This window comes from Arthrobacter sp. StoSoilB22, from assembly GCF_019977315.1.
GTDB lineage: Bacteria > Actinomycetota > Actinomycetes > Actinomycetales > Micrococcaceae > Arthrobacter.
In genome coordinates, this window is the sequence record NZ_AP024652.1 from 150,880 (window position 1) to 169,699 (window position 18,820).

General features: G+C 57.8%; 6 protein-coding genes and 6 rRNA genes. 8 read left to right on the forward strand and 4 right to left on the reverse strand.

The genetic code is table 11. The annotated features are described in order from the left end of the window. Position 1 precedes the first annotated feature (1 nt). The 5 genes from panC (at position 2) to rrf (LDN70_RS00780) (ending at position 8,987) form a co-directional block, all read left to right on the forward strand. Complete coding sequence (panC, locus tag LDN70_RS00760) at positions 2 to 904, forward strand: pantoate--beta-alanine ligase (protein ID WP_223941416.1); 903 nt, start codon at positions 2 to 4, stop codon at positions 902 to 904. Between the two features lie 106 nt (positions 905 to 1,010). Continuing rightward, complete coding sequence (locus LDN70_RS00765) at positions 1,011 to 2,528, forward strand: DHA2 family efflux MFS transporter permease subunit (protein ID WP_223941417.1); 1,518 nt, start codon at positions 1,011 to 1,013, stop codon at positions 2,526 to 2,528. A gap of 930 nt (positions 2,529 to 3,458) precedes the next feature. Continuing rightward, a 16S ribosomal RNA gene (locus LDN70_RS00770) occupies positions 3,459 to 4,979 on the forward strand. A 593-nt stretch (positions 4,980 to 5,572) separates the two neighbouring features. Beyond that, positions 5,573 to 8,713: ribosomal RNA gene (locus LDN70_RS00775) — 23S ribosomal RNA — on the forward strand. 157 nt (positions 8,714 to 8,870) lie between these two features. Further along, positions 8,871 to 8,987, forward strand: a 5S ribosomal RNA gene (rrf, locus tag LDN70_RS00780). 201 nt (positions 8,988 to 9,188) lie between these two features. Here rrf (LDN70_RS00780) and LDN70_RS00785 read toward each other — a convergent pair. Further along, positions 9,189 to 9,782, reverse strand: coding sequence for an HhH-GPD-type base excision DNA repair protein (locus LDN70_RS00785; RefSeq protein WP_223941418.1), 594 nt, complete (start codon positions 9,780 to 9,782; stop codon positions 9,189 to 9,191). Positions 9,783 to 10,293: 511 nt separating this feature from the next. Between LDN70_RS00785 and LDN70_RS00790 the strand changes: the two genes are divergently transcribed. The 3 genes from LDN70_RS00790 (at position 10,294) to rrf (LDN70_RS00800) (ending at position 15,819) form a co-directional block, all read left to right on the forward strand. Further along, positions 10,294 to 11,814, forward strand: a 16S ribosomal RNA gene (locus LDN70_RS00790). A 590-nt stretch (positions 11,815 to 12,404) separates the two neighbouring features. Continuing rightward, positions 12,405 to 15,545 (forward strand): 23S ribosomal RNA (locus tag LDN70_RS00795). A gap of 157 nt (positions 15,546 to 15,702) precedes the next feature. Continuing rightward, a 5S ribosomal RNA gene (rrf, locus tag LDN70_RS00800) occupies positions 15,703 to 15,819 on the forward strand. The 16S, 23S and 5S rRNA genes sit together here, the layout of an rRNA operon. A gap of 160 nt (positions 15,820 to 15,979) precedes the next feature. Here rrf (LDN70_RS00800) and LDN70_RS00805 read toward each other — a convergent pair. The 3 genes from LDN70_RS00805 to LDN70_RS00815 form a co-directional block, all read right to left on the reverse strand. Beyond that, positions 15,980 to 16,873, reverse strand: coding sequence for a glucose 1-dehydrogenase (locus LDN70_RS00805; protein ID WP_223941419.1), 894 nt, complete (start codon positions 16,871 to 16,873; stop codon positions 15,980 to 15,982). A gap of 179 nt (positions 16,874 to 17,052) precedes the next feature. Continuing rightward, positions 17,053 to 17,886, reverse strand: a complete 834-nt coding sequence (locus tag LDN70_RS00810) for an alpha/beta fold hydrolase (RefSeq protein WP_142937177.1) — start codon at positions 17,884 to 17,886, stop codon at positions 17,053 to 17,055. A 71-nt stretch (positions 17,887 to 17,957) separates the two neighbouring features. Then, positions 17,958 to 18,812: an alpha/beta fold hydrolase gene (locus tag LDN70_RS00815; RefSeq protein ID WP_223941420.1), complete on the reverse strand. Its 855-nt coding sequence runs from the start codon at positions 18,810 to 18,812 to the stop codon at positions 17,958 to 17,960. Positions 18,813 to 18,820 lie beyond the last annotated feature (8 nt).

The window sequence follows — 18,820 nt, forward strand, 5'->3', positions numbered from 1 at the left end:
CATGGCCATCAAACTCGTGACCACGGCGGCGGAATTACGGGCCGAGAGTGCGCGGCTCCTGACCGCCAAAGGTGGAAATTCGCAAGGACTTGTACCCACCATGGGTGCTTTGCATACGGGCCATGCCGCGCTGGCCCGGACCGCTGCGGCGGAGAACGACGTGGTGGTGGCCACCATCTTCGTGAACCCCTTGCAGTTTGGCGATGCCGTGGACCTTGACCGCTACCCGCGCACCCTCGACGCTGACATGGCCCTGCTTGATGCCGAAGGCGTGGACTTGGTGTTCGCGCCGTCCGTGGACGAGGTGTATCCCGGCGGCCAGCCCTTAGTACGGGTGACATCCGGTCCGCTGGGTGAAAAGTGGGAAGGGGCCTCGCGCCCGGGACATTTCGACGGCGCCCTTACTGTGGTGGCCAAGCTGTTGCACTACGGACTCCCCGGAGGTGCTGCGGCTGGCGGCACGACGGCGGCCTACCGGGCCTATTTTGGCCAGAAGGACGCACAACAGTTGGCATTGGTGAAGCGCATGGTCTCGGACCTGAACTTCCCGGTAGAGATTGTGCCCGTGCCCATCGTTCGCAGTGAGGACGGTTTGGCGCTCTCCAGCCGGAACAGGTTCCTGTCCGACGAAGAGCGTGAAGCGGCGCTGGTGTTGTCGCGGGCTTTGCGCCTCATTGAGTCCCGCGCGAACGCGCATGAACCGCTTGACCTCGATTCCGCCGTCGCGCTTGTTGAATCGCAGCCGCTGGTGGAACTGGACTATTTCGACGTCGTGGATCCCACTACACTGGAGCCGCTCGCAGAGAACTGCAAGGAGACTCCCTTCCGCGGTGAGGGATTGGCGATCATTGCCGCCAAAGTGGGGCCGGTGCGGCTCATCGACAACGCCCCTTTGTTCTCCTAGCGTTAGGAATTTTTCTACTGACGGGAATTGGATGGGAGTTTAGACTGTTCTAGTCTTCACCGGCATAGATCGCCGGACACCAAATCCAAACCCTTGGGGAATCCTCATGTCTACCGACGTCACGTCCGACGCCAACGGCAAGCCTAGTTCGGGCGCTTCCGGCTCCGTCACCTCCACCGAGGCGGCGCCCCCGGTAGTGCCGACGGCCCAGGCTCCCGGGTCCCAGGCCCCAGTGTCCGGGAAGATGTCACGCGAATCCGTAACGGTCATTGTCACGCTGTTGGTGGCAACCTTCGTGGTGATCCTCAACGAGACCATCATGAACGTCGCCCTGCAGCGCCTCATGACGGACCTCCAGGTGAGCGCGTCCACTGTGCAGTGGCTGGCTACGGGCTTCATGCTGACCATGGCAGTCGTCATCCCCACCACGGGTTTCATCCTGCAGCGGATGAGTACGCGCGGGGCTTTCATGCTGGCCATGGGGCTGTTCAGCGGTGGAACGTTGCTGGCCGCACTGGCACCGGGATTCCTGGTGTTGCTGCTGGCGCGCATAGTACAAGCAGGTGGTACTGCCATCATGCTGCCGCTGCTGATGACCACCATCCTCACGCTGGTTCCGATGTCCAAGCGTGGCGCCGTGATGGGCAACGTCAGCATCGCCATCTCGGTGGCGCCCGCCATGGGACCCACCGTTTCAGGCATCATCCTGGACCACTTCTCCTGGCGCTTCATGTTCGTGTTCGTGCTGCCGGTTGCCCTGGCTGCGTTTGCGATCGGCGCCAAGTACCTCACCAACGTGGGCGAACGGGAGAAGACCACGCTGGACGTGCCTTCTGTCATCCTTACCGTCCCTGCCTTTGGTGGGCTGGTTTACGGTTTGAGTCAGATCGGTGGAGCCGAGGCTGGCGTTGTTCCCGTCATCGCGCTGGTAGTAGGCGTCCTCTGCCTTGCACTGTTTGTCTTCCGGCAGCTCAAGCTCCAGAAGTCCGACGCCCCGCTCTTGGACCTTCGCGCTTTCAAGTTCCGGATGTTCACGGTGTCCACGCTGCTGATGGTCGTCGCCATGATGGCCCTGTTCGGCGGGGTCATCCTGTTGCCGCTGTACCTCCAGAACACTCTTCACCTTCAGCCTTTGGAGACCGGACTGGCTCTGCTGCCGGGTGGTTTGGCCATGGGCTTGTTGGGTCCGGTCATCGGGCGGATCTTCGACAAAGTTGGTCCCCTGCCGCTGACCGTCACAGGCTCGGTGCTGATGGTCCTGACTCTCTGGCAGTTCTCGCGTCTGGATGAGGCAAGTTCCCTTGGCTGGGTTATTGCCCTGCACGTCACACTGAGCCTTGGCCTCGCCCTGCTCTTTACGCCGGCCTTCACCACAGGCCTGAACCCACTGCCGCCGCACCTCTACTCCCATGGTTCAGCGATTATCAGCACGGCCCAGCAGGTTGCGGGTGCTGCCGGCACTGCGCTGCTCGTGTCCATCTATGCTGTGGTTTCTGCATCATCCGGTTTGGTGGCAGGCATGCAGGCGGCATTCCTGGCCGCGACCGTTATCGCGGTGGCGGCTGTGGTCCTTGGCGCCATGATGCGCAAGACGGAAGGCGCAGGAGGCCACGGCGGTCACTAAGCCTCCGTTTGGCCCCTCCGACGCTCTCTCACATCCCTCAGGTTTTGGCCCAACGCTCTCTCACTTCGGTGGGGGAGCGTTGTTGTTTAAGGGTTGGGTGTCGGGCGGCTGGTTGTGGGGTTCGATGGCGGTGGTGCGTGGCGGTGGGTGTGGTTGGAGCGGCGGGTGGGGTTGGCGGCGGTCATCCTCTGTGCGCTCGGTCGTTCCTCCCTTGGACGCGCGCTGCCGGATAACCGCGGCCTCCTTCGGTCGCTCTCTCACTTATTTGCTGTTTTTGGGCGTCGCTCTCTCACGTCCGGCGGGTTTGGGGGCGTCGCTCTCTCAGGTTTTGCGGGTTGGGTGGGTGTTCGACGGCGGTGCTTGGGTTTTGGTGTTTGGTTGGCGTGGTGGGGGGTGTGATGGGCTTCACGGGAGGCTTTTGTTGGGGTTGGGGTGTGTTTTGGGGGTGGTTTGGGGTTGTTTTCTTTGTGTTGGCGGGGTTTTTGGGTGGTGTTGGGGTGGATTTGGTGTGGGGGTTGGGCGCGTGTAGAGTTATTCGAGTCGCCGCCGCTGATGCGGAAAGATAGCGACCGACTCCCTTTCAAATTACCGGTTCCGGTTGTGCTTTTGTGTGCTTCTGGTTGGTGTGGGAGGCCCGGGTTGTGGTTTGCTTTGTGCGGCTGGTTCGGGTAAGTTTGAAAAGTTGCTCCGGAGCGATCCTGGACCCCTGTGGGGGTGTTGGTGGTGCCGGTTAGTGTCTGTTGTTTGAGAACTCAATAGTGTGCCAAGTTTGTTGATACCGATTGTTTTTTTGATTGGTTGAAATTATGGCTGGATCATTGCGCACCCCCGTGTGTGGTGGTCTGGTTTTCAGCTGGTTTCGAATTTTGTGCAGCCGTGTTTGCCGTTATTTCCGGTGGGTGTGGTTGTGTCTGTTTGATTTGTTTTACTTCAACGGAGAGTTTGATCCTGGCTCAGGATGAACGCTGGCGGCGTGCTTAACACATGCAAGTCGAACGATGATCCCAGCTTGCTGGGGGATTAGTGGCGAACGGGTGAGTAACACGTGAGTAACCTGCCCTTGACTCTGGGATAAGCCTGGGAAACTGGGTCTAATACCGGATACGACCATTCCACGCATGTGGTGGTGGTGGAAAGCTTTTGTGGTTTTGGATGGACTCGCGGCCTATCAGCTTGTTGGTGGGGTAATGGCCTACCAAGGCGACGACGGGTAGCCGGCCTGAGAGGGTGACCGGCCACACTGGGACTGAGACACGGCCCAGACTCCTACGGGAGGCAGCAGTGGGGAATATTGCACAATGGGCGCAAGCCTGATGCAGCGACGCCGCGTGAGGGATGACGGCCTTCGGGTTGTAAACCTCTTTCAGTAGGGAAGAAGCGTAAGTGACGGTACCTGCAGAAGAAGCGCCGGCTAACTACGTGCCAGCAGCCGCGGTAATACGTAGGGCGCAAGCGTTATCCGGAATTATTGGGCGTAAAGAGCTCGTAGGCGGTTTGTCGCGTCTGCTGTGAAAGACCGGGGCTCAACTCCGGTTCTGCAGTGGGTACGGGCAGACTAGAGTGCAGTAGGGGAGACTGGAATTCCTGGTGTAGCGGTGAAATGCGCAGATATCAGGAGGAACACCGATGGCGAAGGCAGGTCTCTGGGCTGTAACTGACGCTGAGGAGCGAAAGCATGGGGAGCGAACAGGATTAGATACCCTGGTAGTCCATGCCGTAAACGTTGGGCACTAGGTGTGGGGGACATTCCACGTTTTCCGCGCCGTAGCTAACGCATTAAGTGCCCCGCCTGGGGAGTACGGCCGCAAGGCTAAAACTCAAAGGAATTGACGGGGGCCCGCACAAGCGGCGGAGCATGCGGATTAATTCGATGCAACGCGAAGAACCTTACCAAGGCTTGACATGAACCGGAAAGACCTGGAAACAGGTGCCCCGCTTGCGGTCGGTTTACAGGTGGTGCATGGTTGTCGTCAGCTCGTGTCGTGAGATGTTGGGTTAAGTCCCGCAACGAGCGCAACCCTCGTTCTATGTTGCCAGCGCGTGATGGCGGGGACTCATAGGAGACTGCCGGGGTCAACTCGGAGGAAGGTGGGGACGACGTCAAATCATCATGCCCCTTATGTCTTGGGCTTCACGCATGCTACAATGGCCGGTACAAAGGGTTGCGATACTGTGAGGTGGAGCTAATCCCAAAAAGCCGGTCTCAGTTCGGATTGGGGTCTGCAACTCGACCCCATGAAGTCGGAGTCGCTAGTAATCGCAGATCAGCAACGCTGCGGTGAATACGTTCCCGGGCCTTGTACACACCGCCCGTCAAGTCACGAAAGTTGGTAACACCCGAAGCCGGTGGCCTAACCCTTGTGGGGGGAGCCGTCGAAGGTGGGACCGGCGATTGGGACTAAGTCGTAACAAGGTAGCCGTACCGGAAGGTGCGGCTGGATCACCTCCTTTCTAAGGAGCTGCTAACAACTGGTTGCTGTGCCTGCATGGGTGTGGTGGTGGTTGTCAGTGTTGCCCATTGCGCAGGCGTCTGTTCTGCGGTGGGTGCTCATGGGTGGAATATCAACGAATCAAATTTTTTTGGCATGGCCTTGACTGGTTGTGTCCTGGTGCTAGTACGGCGGTCTGTGTCCCTTTTGGGGGTGTGGGTTGTGTGGAACGTGGCTGGGGCGTGGTTGGTGTGGGGTTGTGTTTGGCGCACTGTTGGGTCCTGAGGCAACAGGACCTTTTTGCAGCAATGCATAGGGGGCACTTCTGGTGTTTCTTTTGTTCCTGCTTCCGGTACGGCCGCTCGTGTGCATGGCTCCCCTTTTTTGGTGGGGGTTGTGGTGGGTGGTGGTCTGGTTGACGGGGTTGTTGTTTGAGAACTACATAGTGGACGCGAGCATCTAGAACATGCATGTGGCTGATCGTCTATCCCTTTTTGGGTGGGGTGGTTGGTGTGTGTGTTCTTACAGCAATTTCTTATGAATGAACCTGGCCCTTGTGGTCGTGGTTCTCTCGAATAGATGATGCATGACCGGATGAGAGTCCGGTCTTTGTGTGGTCAAGTTTTTAAGGGCACACGGTGGATGCCTTGGCATTAGGAGCCGAAGAAGGACGTAGGAATCTGCGATAAGCCTGGGGGAGTTGATAACCGAGCGTTGATCCCAGGATGTCCGAATGGGGAAACCCCGCACAACGCTGTCATGGTGATTGTGTGACCCGCATCTGAACACATAGGGTGCGTGGGGGGAACGCGGGGAAGTGAAACATCTCAGTACCCGCAGGAAGAGAAAACAATAGTGATTCCGTTAGTAGTGGCGAGCGAACGCGGATCAGGCTAAACCGTTTCATGTGTGATAGCCGGCGGGCGTTGCATGGGCGGGGTTGTGGGACTTTCCGTTCTGGTTCTGCCGGACCAGTGAGGTGAGGTGCAGGCATAGGTGAACGGTCTTGAAAGGCCGGCCAGAGAGGGTGTGAGCCCCGTAACCGTAATGTTGTGCACGGCCTGGGGAGTATCCCAAGTAGCACGGGGCCCGAGAAATCCCGTGCGAATCTGTCAGGACCACCTGATAAGCCTAAATACTTCCTAATGACCGATAGCGGACCAGTACCGTGAGGGAAAGGTGAAAAGTACCCCGGGAGGGGAGTGAAACAGTACCTGAAACCGTGTGCTTACAATCCGTCGGAGCAGTCTTGTTACTGTGACGGCGTGCCTTTTGAAGAATGAGCCTGCGAGTTAGTGTTACGTCGCGAGGTTAACCCGTGTGGGGTAGCCGTAGCGAAAGCGAGTCTGAATAGGGCGAGTGTAGTGGCGTGATCTAGACCCGAAGCGGAGTGATCTACCCATGGCCAGGTTGAAGCGACGGTAAGACGTCGTGGAGGACCGAACCCACTTCAGTTGAAAATGGAGGGGATGAGCTGTGGGTAGGGGTGAAAGGCCAATCAAACTCCGTGATAGCTGGTTCTCCCCGAAATGCATTTAGGTGCAGCGTTGCGTGTTTCTTGCCGGAGGTAGAGCTACTGGATGGCCGATGGGCCCTACAAGGTTACTGACGTCAGCCAAACTCCGAATGCCGGTAAGTCAGAGCGCAGCAGTGAGACTGTGGGGGATAAGCTTCATAGTCGAGAGGGAAACAGCCCAGACCACCAACTAAGGCCCCTAAGCGTGTGCTAAGTGGGAAAGGATGTGGAGTTGCGAAGACAACCAGGAGGTTGGCTTAGAAGCAGCCATCCTTGAAAGAGTGCGTAATAGCTCACTGGTCAAGTGATTCCGCGCCGACAATGTAGCGGGGCTCAAGTACACCGCCGAAGTTGTGGATTTCACATATTGCCCTAGCCTTCGTGGTTCAGGGGTGTGGAGTGGTAGGGGAGCGTCGTGTGGGCAGTGAAGTCGCGGTGGAAACCAGCGGTGGAGCCTACACGAGTGAGAATGCAGGCATGAGTAGCGAAAGACGGGTGAGAAACCCGTCCGCCGAATGATCAAGGGTTCCAGGGTCAAGCTAATCTGCCCTGGGTAAGTCGGGACCTAAGGCGAGGCCGACAGGCGTAGTCGATGGACAACGGGTTGATATTCCCGTACCGGCGAAAAACCGTCCATGCCAAGCGGGGGATACTAACCGCCCGGAGCCTGCCCTATCACCCTTGTGGTGTGTGGGTTTTGGCCGAGCGCGGGATCTGATCCCGGGAGGTAAGCGTATTAACAGGTGTGACGCAGGAAGGTAGCCGGGCCGGGCGATGGTTGCCCCGGTCTAAGGATGTAGGGTCAGGGATAGGCAAATCCGTTCCTGTGTGTTTCGAGCACGATCCTGAGATCTGATGGGACCCCCGTTCGGGGGGATCCGGTGATCCTATGCTGCCAAGAAAAGCATCGACGCGAGGTTTTAGCCGCCCGTACCCCAAACCGACACAGGTGATCAGGTAGAGAATACCAAGGCGATCGAGAGAATTATGGTTAAGGAACTCGGCAAAATGCCCCCGTAACTTCGGGAGAAGGGGGGCCTGCCCCGTGATGGAGACTTGCTCTCCGTGAGCGGGTGTGGGCCGCAGAGACCAGGGGGAAGCGACTGTTTACTAAAAACACAGGTCCGTGCGAAGTCGCAAGACGATGTATACGGACTGACTCCTGCCCGGTGCTGGAAGGTTAAGAGGACCGGTTAGCCCTTACGGGCGAAGCTGAGAATTTAAGCCCCAGTAAACGGCGGTGGTAACTATAACCATCCTAAGGTAGCGAAATTCCTTGTCGGGTAAGTTCCGACCTGCACGAATGGAGTAACGACTTCCCCGCTGTCTCAACCATAAACTCGGCGAAATTGCAGTACGAGTAAAGATGCTCGTTACGCGCAGCAGGACGGAAAGACCCCGAGACCTTTACTATAGTTTGGTATTGGTGTTCGGAGTGGCTTGTGTAGGATAGGTGGGAGACGTTGAAACCCGGACGCCAGTTCGGGTGGAGTCATCGTTGAAATACCACTCTGGTCACTTTGGACATCTAACTTCGGCCCGTGATCCGGGTCAGGGACAGTGCCTGATGGGTAGTTTAACTGGGGCGGTTGCCTCCTAAAAAGTAACGGAGGCGCCCAAAGGTTCCCTCAGCCTGGTTGGCAATCAGGTGTCGAGTGTAAGTGCACAAGGGAGCTTGACTGTGAGAGAGACATCTCAAGCAGGGACGAAAGTCGGGACTAGTGATCCGGCGGTACATTGTGGAATGGCCGTCGCTCAACGGATAAAAGGTACCTCGGGGATAACAGGCTGATCTTGCCCAAGAGTCCATATCGACGGCATGGTTTGGCACCTCGATGTCGGCTCGTCGCATCCTGGGGCTGGAGTAGGTCCCAAGGGTTGGGCTGTTCGCCCATTAAAGCGGTACGCGAGCTGGGTTTAGAACGTCGTGAGACAGTTCGGTCCCTATCCGCTGCGCGCGCAGGAAATTTGAGAAGGGCTGTCCTTAGTACGAGAGGACCGGGACGGACGAACCTCTGGTGTGTCAGTTGTACTGCCAAGTGCATCGCTGATTAGCTACGTTCGGATGGGATAACCGCTGAAAGCATCTAAGCGGGAAGCTCGCTTCAAGATGAGATTTCCATACACATTATGTGTGAGAGGCCCCCAGCCAGACCACTGGGTTGATAGGCCGGATGTGGAAGCGAGGACTAAAGACTCGTGAAGCTGACCGGTACTAATAGGCCAACAACTTACACCACACAACACACACTGCACGCGTCCACTATGTGGTTCCCGAACAACAACCGTTCACGGAACCAACAACTGAATACACAACACCACAGTTGTAACCACAGTCTTCCCACCCGGGAAAGCAGCCCCCACAAGGGCCCGCACACCCGGGACGGGTAACAGAGTTACGGCGGTCATAGCGTGGGGGAAACGCCCGGTCCCATTCCGAACCCGGAAGCTAAGACCCACAGCGCCGATGGTACTGCACCCGGGAGGGTGTGGGAGAGTAGGACACCGCCGGACAACCATTAAGAAGAGCCCCAGCCACCGGCTGGGGCTCTTCGACTTTAACCCACCAACAACAAGGCTGAGCAGCCCGCCCCGGTATCACTTGCCGTCGAAAGCACGTGCCTGTTGCGAGCTGTCAGCCCTTGGCGGGACGAGCCATGGGTTCGACCCGAACTACGCCGCGAGCACGAAATAGTGCATGGTATGAGTTCAGCGTTAGGCGCCAGATGGTTTCGCAGCTTTTGCTGCCGCCTTGGCTGCCTGCTTATTTGCGCGCACTTTACTTAGGGAGTCCGGGTCAACAATGTCAGCGACGGAGAGGTAGGAACCTTCTTCGCCATAGTGGCCGGCGGCTTCCCGCCATCCGTCTGCCTGCAGCCCGCATTGTTTGCCCAGCAATGCCAGGAAGATCTTTGCTTTTTGTTCGCCAAAGCCTGGCAGGGCCTTGAGCCGGCGGAGTACTTCGGGGCCGTCAGGGTTCCCGCTGGTCCAAATAGCAGCTGCGTCCCCATCCCATTCACGATGCACTGTCTCTGCCAGAGCCTGGACTCTTGCGGCCATGGAGCCTGGGAACCTATGGACGGCCGGCCGTTCCTTGAAGACTTCAACGAAGCCGGCTGGGTCGTACTCTGCGATTGTCCCAGGGCTGAGGGAGCCCAGCCTGGTGCGGATCTTCTCCGGGCCAGCAAACGCGGACTCCATAGTGACTTGTTGATCCAGCAACATACCGGTCAACAACGCAAAGGCGTCGTTGCTGAGCAGCTGGTCCGCGGCGGCATGGCCTGTGATGTGCAGTTCCATGCTCACCATCCTCCCATCACAGTGGGGCGTCGTCATCGGGGGTCCGTTCGGCGCTGTTCCGCCCCGCGACCCGGCCCGCGGTTCACCGGCGGTTCATGGCGTTCGACGGCGGTGTTGCACGCGTTTTGTGGGTGGTTGGGGCCGTGGCTAGGGGTGGATTTGCGTTGGGGGTGTGGGGCGTGTATTGTTTTCTGAGTCGCCGGGTGCGAAACGGAAAGCCGGAAGGTGTGTACGGTTCGGTAGGCGGCCTAAAATAACTCTTCTTTTCCAATGGCCCTGTTGGGTGTGCTGCTTTTGTGGTGTGCTGTGGGTGATGTTTTGGAGGGTCTGTTGTTTGAGAACTCAATAGTGTGCCAAGTTTGTTGATACCGATTGTTTTTTTGATTGGTTGAAATTATGGCTGGATCATTGCGCACCCCCGTGTGTGGTGGTCTGGTTTTCAGCTGGTTTCGAATTTTGTGCAGCCGTGTTTGCCGTTATTTCCGGTGGGTGTGGTTGTGTCTGTTTGATTTGTTTTACTTCAACGGAGAGTTTGATCCTGGCTCAGGATGAACGCTGGCGGCGTGCTTAACACATGCAAGTCGAACGATGATCCCAGCTTGCTGGGGGATTAGTGGCGAACGGGTGAGTAACACGTGAGTAACCTGCCCTTGACTCTGGGATAAGCCTGGGAAACTGGGTCTAATACCGGATACGACCATTCCACGCATGTGGTGGTGGTGGAAAGCTTTTGTGGTTTTGGATGGACTCGCGGCCTATCAGCTTGTTGGTGGGGTAATGGCCTACCAAGGCGACGACGGGTAGCCGGCCTGAGAGGGTGACCGGCCACACTGGGACTGAGACACGGCCCAGACTCCTACGGGAGGCAGCAGTGGGGAATATTGCACAATGGGCGCAAGCCTGATGCAGCGACGCCGCGTGAGGGATGACGGCCTTCGGGTTGTAAACCTCTTTCAGTAGGGAAGAAGCGTAAGTGACGGTACCTGCAGAAGAAGCGCCGGCTAACTACGTGCCAGCAGCCGCGGTAATACGTAGGGCGCAAGCGTTATCCGGAATTATTGGGCGTAAAGAGCTCGTAGGCGGTTTGTCGCGTCTGCTGTGAAAGACCGGGGCTCAACTCCGGTTCTGCAGTGGGTACGGGCAGACTAGAGTGCAGTAGGGGAGACTGGAATTCCTGGTGTAGCGGTGAAATGCGCAGATATCAGGAGGAACACCGATGGCGAAGGCAGGTCTCTGGGCTGTAACTGACGCTGAGGAGCGAAAGCATGGGGAGCGAACAGGATTAGATACCCTGGTAGTCCATGCCGTAAACGTTGGGCACTAGGTGTGGGGGACATTCCACGTTTTCCGCGCCGTAGCTAACGCATTAAGTGCCCCGCCTGGGGAGTACGGCCGCAAGGCTAAAACTCAAAGGAATTGACGGGGGCCCGCACAAGCGGCGGAGCATGCGGATTAATTCGATGCAACGCGAAGAACCTTACCAAGGCTTGACATGAACCGGAAAGACCTGGAAACAGGTGCCCCGCTTGCGGTCGGTTTACAGGTGGTGCATGGTTGTCGTCAGCTCGTGTCGTGAGATGTTGGGTTAAGTCCCGCAACGAGCGCAACCCTCGTTCTATGTTGCCAGCGCGTGATGGCGGGGACTCATAGGAGACTGCCGGGGTCAACTCGGAGGAAGGTGGGGACGACGTCAAATCATCATGCCCCTTATGTCTTGGGCTTCACGCATGCTACAATGGCCGGTACAAAGGGTTGCGATACTGTGAGGTGGAGCTAATCCCAAAAAGCCGGTCTCAGTTCGGATTGGGGTCTGCAACTCGACCCCATGAAGTCGGAGTCGCTAGTAATCGCAGATCAGCAACGCTGCGGTGAATACGTTCCCGGGCCTTGTACACACCGCCCGTCAAGTCACGAAAGTTGGTAACACCCGAAGCCGGTGGCCTAACCCTTGTGGGGGGAGCCGTCGAAGGTGGGACCGGCGATTGGGACTAAGTCGTAACAAGGTAGCCGTACCGGAAGGTGCGGCTGGATCACCTCCTTTCTAAGGAGCTGCTAACAACTGGTTGCTGTGCCTGCATGGGTGTGGTGGTGGTTGTCAGTGTTGCCCATTGCGCAGGCGTCTGTTCTGCGGTGGGTGCTCATGGGTGGAATATCAACGAATCAAATTTTTTTGGCATGGCCTTGACTGGTTGTGTCCTGGTGCTAGTACGGCGGTCTGTGTCCCTTTTGGGGGTGTGGGTTGTGTGGAACGTGGCTGGGGCGTGGTTGGGGGGTTGTGTTTGGCGCACTGTTGGGTCCTGAGGCAACAGGACCTTTTTGCAGCAATGCATAGGGGGCACTTCTGGTGTTTCTTTTGTTCCTGCTTCCGGTACGGCCGCTCGTGTGCATGGCTCCCCTTTTTTGGTGGGGGTTGTGGTGGGTGGTGGTCTGGTTGACGGGGTTGTTGTTTGAGAACTACATAGTGGACGCGAGCATCTAGAACATGCATGTGGCTGATCGTCTATCCCTTTTTGGGTGGGGTGGTTGGTGTGTGTGTTCTTACAGCAATTTCTTATGAATGAACCTGGCCCTTGTGGTCGTGGTTCTCTCGAATAGATGATGCATGACCGGATGAGAGTCCGGTCTTTGTGTGGTCAAGTTTTTAAGGGCACACGGTGGATGCCTTGGCATTAGGAGCCGAAGAAGGACGTAGGAATCTGCGATAAGCCTGGGGGAGTTGATAACCGAGCGTTGATCCCAGGATGTCCGAATGGGGAAACCCCGCACAACGCTGTCATGGTGATTGTGTGACCCGCATCTGAACACATAGGGTGCGTGGGGGGAACGCGGGGAAGTGAAACATCTCAGTACCCGCAGGAAGAGAAAACAATAGTGATTCCGTTAGTAGTGGCGAGCGAACGCGGATCAGGCTAAACCGTTTCATGTGTGATAGCCGGCGGGCGTTGCATGGGCGGGGTTGTGGGACTTTCCGTTCTGGTTCTGCCGGACCAGTGAGGTGAGGTGCAGGCATAGGTGAACGGTCTTGAAAGGCCGGCCAGAGAGGGTGTGAGCCCCGTAACCGTAATGTTGTGCACGGCCTGGGGAGTATCCCAAGTAGCACGGGGCCCGAGAAATCCCGTGCGAATCTGTCAGGACCACCTGATAAGCCTAAATACTTCCTAATGACCGATAGCGGACCAGTACCGTGAGGGAAAGGTGAAAAGTACCCCGGGAGGGGAGTGAAACAGTACCTGAAACCGTGTGCTTACAATCCGTCGGAGCAGTCTTGTTACTGTGACGGCGTGCCTTTTGAAGAATGAGCCTGCGAGTTAGTGTTACGTCGCGAGGTTAACCCGTGTGGGGTAGCCGTAGCGAAAGCGAGTCTGAATAGGGCGAGTGTAGTGGCGTGATCTAGACCCGAAGCGGAGTGATCTACCCATGGCCAGGTTGAAGCGACGGTAAGACGTCGTGGAGGACCGAACCCACTTCAGTTGAAAATGGAGGGGATGAGCTGTGGGTAGGGGTGAAAGGCCAATCAAACTCCGTGATAGCTGGTTCTCCCCGAAATGCATTTAGGTGCAGCGTTGCGTGTTTCTTGCCGGAGGTAGAGCTACTGGATGGCCGATGGGCCCTACAAGGTTACTGACGTCAGCCAAACTCCGAATGCCGGTAAGTCAGAGCGCAGCAGTGAGACTGTGGGGGATAAGCTTCATAGTCGAGAGGGAAACAGCCCAGACCACCAACTAAGGCCCCTAAGCGTGTGCTAAGTGGGAAAGGATGTGGAGTTGCGAAGACAACCAGGAGGTTGGCTTAGAAGCAGCCATCCTTGAAAGAGTGCGTAATAGCTCACTGGTCAAGTGATTCCGCGCCGACAATGTAGCGGGGCTCAAGTACACCGCCGAAGTTGTGGATTTCACATATTGCCCTAGCCTTCGTGGTTCAGGGGTGTGGAGTGGTAGGGGAGCGTCGTGTGGGCAGTGAAGTCGCGGTGGAAACCAGCGGTGGAGCCTACACGAGTGAGAATGCAGGCATGAGTAGCGAAAGACGGGTGAGAAACCCGTCCGCCGAATGATCAAGGGTTCCAGGGTCAAGCTAATCTGCCCTGGGTAAGTCGGGACCTAAGGCGAGGCCGACAGGCGTAGTCGATGGACAACGGGTTGATATTCCCGTACCGGCGAAAAACCGTCCATGCCAAGCGGGGGATACTAACCGCCCGGAGCCTGCCCTATCACCCTTGTGGTGTGTGGGTTTTGGCCGAGCGCGGGATCTGATCCCGGGAGGTAAGCGTATTAACAGGTGTGACGCAGGAAGGTAGCCGGGCCGGGCGATGGTTGCCCCGGTCTAAGGATGTAGGGTCAGGGATAGGCAAATCCGTTCCTGTGTGTTTCGAGCACGATCCTGAGATCTGATGGGACCCCCGTTCGGGGGGATCCGGTGATCCTATGCTGCCAAGAAAAGCATCGACGCGAGGTTTTAGCCGCCCGTACCCCAAACCGACACAGGTGATCAGGTAGAGAATACCAAGGCGATCGAGAGAATTATGGTTAAGGAACTCGGCAAAATGCCCCCGTAACTTCGGGAGAAGGGGGGCCTGCCCCGTGATGGAGACTTGCTCTCCGTGAGCGGGTGTGGGCCGCAGAGACCAGGGGGAAGCGACTGTTTACTAAAAACACAGGTCCGTGCGAAGTCGCAAGACGATGTATACGGACTGACTCCTGCCCGGTGCTGGAAGGTTAAGAGGACCGGTTAGCCCTTACGGGCGAAGCTGAGAATTTAAGCCCCAGTAAACGGCGGTGGTAACTATAACCATCCTAAGGTAGCGAAATTCCTTGTCGGGTAAGTTCCGACCTGCACGAATGGAGTAACGACTTCCCCGCTGTCTCAACCATAAACTCGGCGAAATTGCAGTACGAGTAAAGATGCTCGTTACGCGCAGCAGGACGGAAAGACCCCGAGACCTTTACTATAGTTTGGTATTGGTGTTCGGAGTGGCTTGTGTAGGATAGGTGGGAGACGTTGAAACCCGGACGCCAGTTCGGGTGGAGTCATCGTTGAAATACCACTCTGGTCACTTTGGACATCTAACTTCGGCCCGTGATCCGGGTCAGGGACAGTGCCTGATGGGTAGTTTAACTGGGGCGGTTGCCTCCTAAAAAGTAACGGAGGCGCCCAAAGGTTCCCTCAGCCTGGTTGGCAATCAGGTGTCGAGTGTAAGTGCACAAGGGAGCTTGACTGTGAGAGAGACATCTCAAGCAGGGACGAAAGTCGGGACTAGTGATCCGGCGGTACATTGTGGAATGGCCGTCGCTCAACGGATAAAAGGTACCTCGGGGATAACAGGCTGATCTTGCCCAAGAGTCCATATCGACGGCATGGTTTGGCACCTCGATGTCGGCTCGTCGCATCCTGGGGCTGGAGTAGGTCCCAAGGGTTGGGCTGTTCGCCCATTAAAGCGGTACGCGAGCTGGGTTTAGAACGTCGTGAGACAGTTCGGTCCCTATCCGCTGCGCGCGCAGGAAATTTGAGAAGGGCTGTCCTTAGTACGAGAGGACCGGGACGGACGAACCTCTGGTGTGTCAGTTGTACTGCCAAGTGCATCGCTGATTAGCTACGTTCGGATGGGATAACCGCTGAAAGCATCTAAGCGGGAAGCTCGCTTCAAGATGAGATTTCCATACACATTATGTGTGAGAGGCCCCCAGCCAGACCACTGGGTTGATAGGCCGGATGTGGAAGCGAGGACTAAAGACTCGTGAAGCTGACCGGTACTAATAGGCCAACAACTTACACCACACAACACACACTGCACGCGTCCACTATGTGGTTCCCGAACAACAACCGTTCACGGAACCAACAACTGAATACACAACACCACAGTTGTAACCACAGTCTTCCCACCCGGGAAAGCAGCCCCCACAAGGGCCCGCACACCCGGGACGGGTAACAGAGTTACGGCGGTCATAGCGTGGGGGAAACGCCCGGTCCCATTCCGAACCCGGAAGCTAAGACCCACAGCGCCGATGGTACTGCACCCGGGAGGGTGTGGGAGAGTAGGACACCGCCGGACAACCATTAAGAAGAGCCCCAGCCACCGGCTGGGGCTCTTCGACTTTAACCCACCAACAACAAGGCTGAGCAGCCCGCCCCGGGAGCGAGCCTGCGCCGAATAGGCGGTGACAAGCTCGCCCCCTAAGAAGCCGCACGCCGAATAGGTGAGCGGGACCTAATTATGGCGTGGGGCTGCCGCCGTTGACGTTGAGCGTTTCACCGACAACGTAGCTGGATTCCGCTGAGGCAAGGAACACGTAGGCCGGAGCCAGTTCGGCGGGTTGGCCTGCGCGGCCCAGGGGTGTGGATTGCCCGAATTCCGGAAGTTCTTCCTTCGGCTGACCACTGCTGACCTGGAGCGGGGTCCAGATAGGGCCGGGTGCTACGGCATTGACCCGGATGCCCTTGGGCGCCAGCTGCTGCGCGAGTCCCTTGGTGAAGTTGTTGATGCTCGCCTTGGTGGTGGCGTAGTCCACCAGCGTTGGTGACGGGTTGTAGGCCTGAATGGATGTGGTGTTGATGATGGTGGATCCGGCAGGCAGGTGGGGGAGCGCTGCCTTGGTCAGCCAGAACATGGCGTACACGTTGGTCTTCTGCGTGTGGTCGAACTGTTCGTCGGTGATCTCGGTGAGATCTTCCTGCGCCACTTGCTTGCCTGCGTTGTTGACCAGGATGTTCACACCGCCGAGGACGGCAATTGCGGTGTCCACCACTTCCTGGCACATGGCAGAGTCTTTGAGGTCTCCGGGCACCTTCACGGCCTTGCGGCCTGCGGCCTCGATGATGCCGGCAATTCGGGCTGCGTCTTCTTCCTCTTCGGGCAGGTACGAAAGAACGACGTCTGCCCCTTCCCGGGCAAAGGCGATGGCCGTGGCGGCACCAATTCCCGAGTCCGCGCCGGTGACGATCGCCTTGCGGCCTTCCAGCCGTCCCGTTCCGCGGTAGCTTTCTTCACCCAGGTCGGCTTTGGGCGTCAGTTCAGCATCGAGGCCGGGCTCGGGCTGGTGCTGTTTGGGTGGCGAGATTTTTTCGTAGGCCGTGACGGGGTTTCGGAATGTGTACTGATCAGTCATGGTGGTCCTCCTGTTGCCGAGGTCTGGAACACGTCATGCAGCTGCCGGGAATCTGAACCGGTCAACGCACGCCCCCTAAATGGTAAGGGGACTTAGTATTAACAGCCTAAGCGGGGGACAAGTTTCTGCCAAACCATGGTTCAAGGACGTAGAGCCCGCCCGAATGCCAGCGAAGGTCCCTAGCCCGAGAAGAACTCTGACAACTCCGAGATCAGCTTTTCCGGAGCCTTGATGGGCCCGTCATGCCCCGAGCCGGGCAGGATGGTGTAGCTGGATCCGGAAAGGATGTCATGGATCTGGCCGCACGCAACGCCGAAGTATGCGGGGCTCTTTTCGCCCACCACAATCAAAGTCTCCAAAGGCAGTTCAACGAACGGCTCGGCCGGCATGTCCGCAGCGATGACCGCCTTGATCTCGCGGACACCGCAAGTCATCAGCTCACGCATCTGCTTGCCCAATGGAGTTCCGGCGGCAAGTTTGTTTGCCAAGGTCAGCATGGACAGGGGCATGCGGGCGAAGGCGCCGCCGGTCTCAACTCCCTTGATGAGGATGGCGAGGGCGCGATCATAGTCACCGGCCGCCGTCGCGCGTTCATAATCCGGTGTCCAATCAGCTTTGACACTGTGGTTAACGGACACGGCGGGGTCGTACACCGCCAGGCGTTCCACCGGAAGGGTCCGGGCCGCGTGCAGCGCCACTGCGCCGCCGAAGCTGTGACCAAACACATCAGTGCTGGACGTGTGCTTCATGACGTCGTGGAGGTCCCGGATATCCGCTTCAAGCGTGTAGTCCTCCGACTGCGGGGACGAATCCCCGCGCCCACGGCGATTGAACGTGTGGACCGGGCGGCCAAGGGCCTCGCTGAGTTTCTGAGCGAAACGCTGGTAGTCAGTGGCAGTCACCATTGAGGCAGGAACGACGACGACGCCGGAGCCTGCTGCTGCCAGTTCACCGCCGGTGGTGAGTACTTCGAGGTGTCCGCCGTCGTGGGTCATGATGATGTCGCGCGTCATAACTCGAGCCTAACCGAGCGACCTGAATGCAGGCAGCATGCCGCCCCTTATGTGTATAACCAGGGAACGGATCAACCCTTGAAGTAGTCCGAGATGTCGGAGACCAATTCATTGACCGCGGCCGGAACAGAGCCGTGAAAGCCTTTGGGCGAGACTTCCAAGGTGCTGCCTGGAACGGCCCGGTTCAGGCGTGCGGCTGCCACTTTGTAGAACTGCGGGCTCTTCTTACCCACCATGAAGTGCGTGCTGGGAGGAAGGACGGAGAAATCCCGCGGAGTGTCGGACTCATCGAAGGCTGCTTTGAGTTCCCCCACGCCAGTGGGCAGCAAGTCGCGGAAGAGCTTGTTGACTTTGGTTCGTGACACCACGGCCATGAGCCCGACCAGAATGGGTTCCGGTACGCGGGCAAGTGCTGTACCAGCCTCCATGCCCCGCTTCATCTTTGCCATGGCCTGGTTGATTTCACCGGCATTGACGGAGTCCTCGAACCCTTTGATCCACCCGGTATCCATGCTGCCGTCAATGTTTACGGCGGCGTCGTACACGGCAAGTTTGTCCGGCTGGTGGGGCGTGCCTGCGAAGGCTTGGGCTGCGTTGAGCGCCACGGCGCCGCCCAAACTATGGCCCATGATGTTACGGGCACCCGTGGCGTCCATGATGGTGCGGACATCGGCGATTTCCGTCGCCATGGAGTAATTGTGGGGTTGCTCGGTTGACTGGCCCCGGCCGCGGCGATCGTACACATCCACGGCCCAGCCTTCGCCCAGTCCCTTGGATAGGGCTATGGAAAAAGGACGGTAGATCAGAGCAGTGAGGAATGCGCCTCCAATGAGCACCACACGGCGCTCCCCGGGCGCTTCTTCCGTGCCGTAGCTGTACAAGGCGAGATTGCCGCCGTCGTGCGTTTTGATGTCCCGTTCCCTCACCGGAACAT

Coding starts and splice junctions, on each gene's coding strand:
- panC (WP_223941416.1), top strand. CDS start 2: ATGGCCATCAAACTCGTGACCACGGCGGCGGAATTACGGGCCGAGAGT.
- LDN70_RS00810 (WP_142937177.1), bottom strand. CDS start 17,886: ATGACGCGCGACATCATCATGACCCACGACGGCGGACACCTCGAAGTA.
- LDN70_RS00805 (WP_223941419.1), bottom strand. CDS start 16,873: ATGACTGATCAGTACACATTCCGAAACCCCGTCACGGCCTACGAAAAA.
- LDN70_RS00785 (WP_223941418.1), bottom strand. CDS start 9,782: ATGGTGAGCATGGAACTGCACATCACAGGCCATGCCGCCGCGGACCAG.
- LDN70_RS00765 (WP_223941417.1), top strand. CDS start 1,011: ATGTCTACCGACGTCACGTCCGACGCCAACGGCAAGCCTAGTTCGGGC.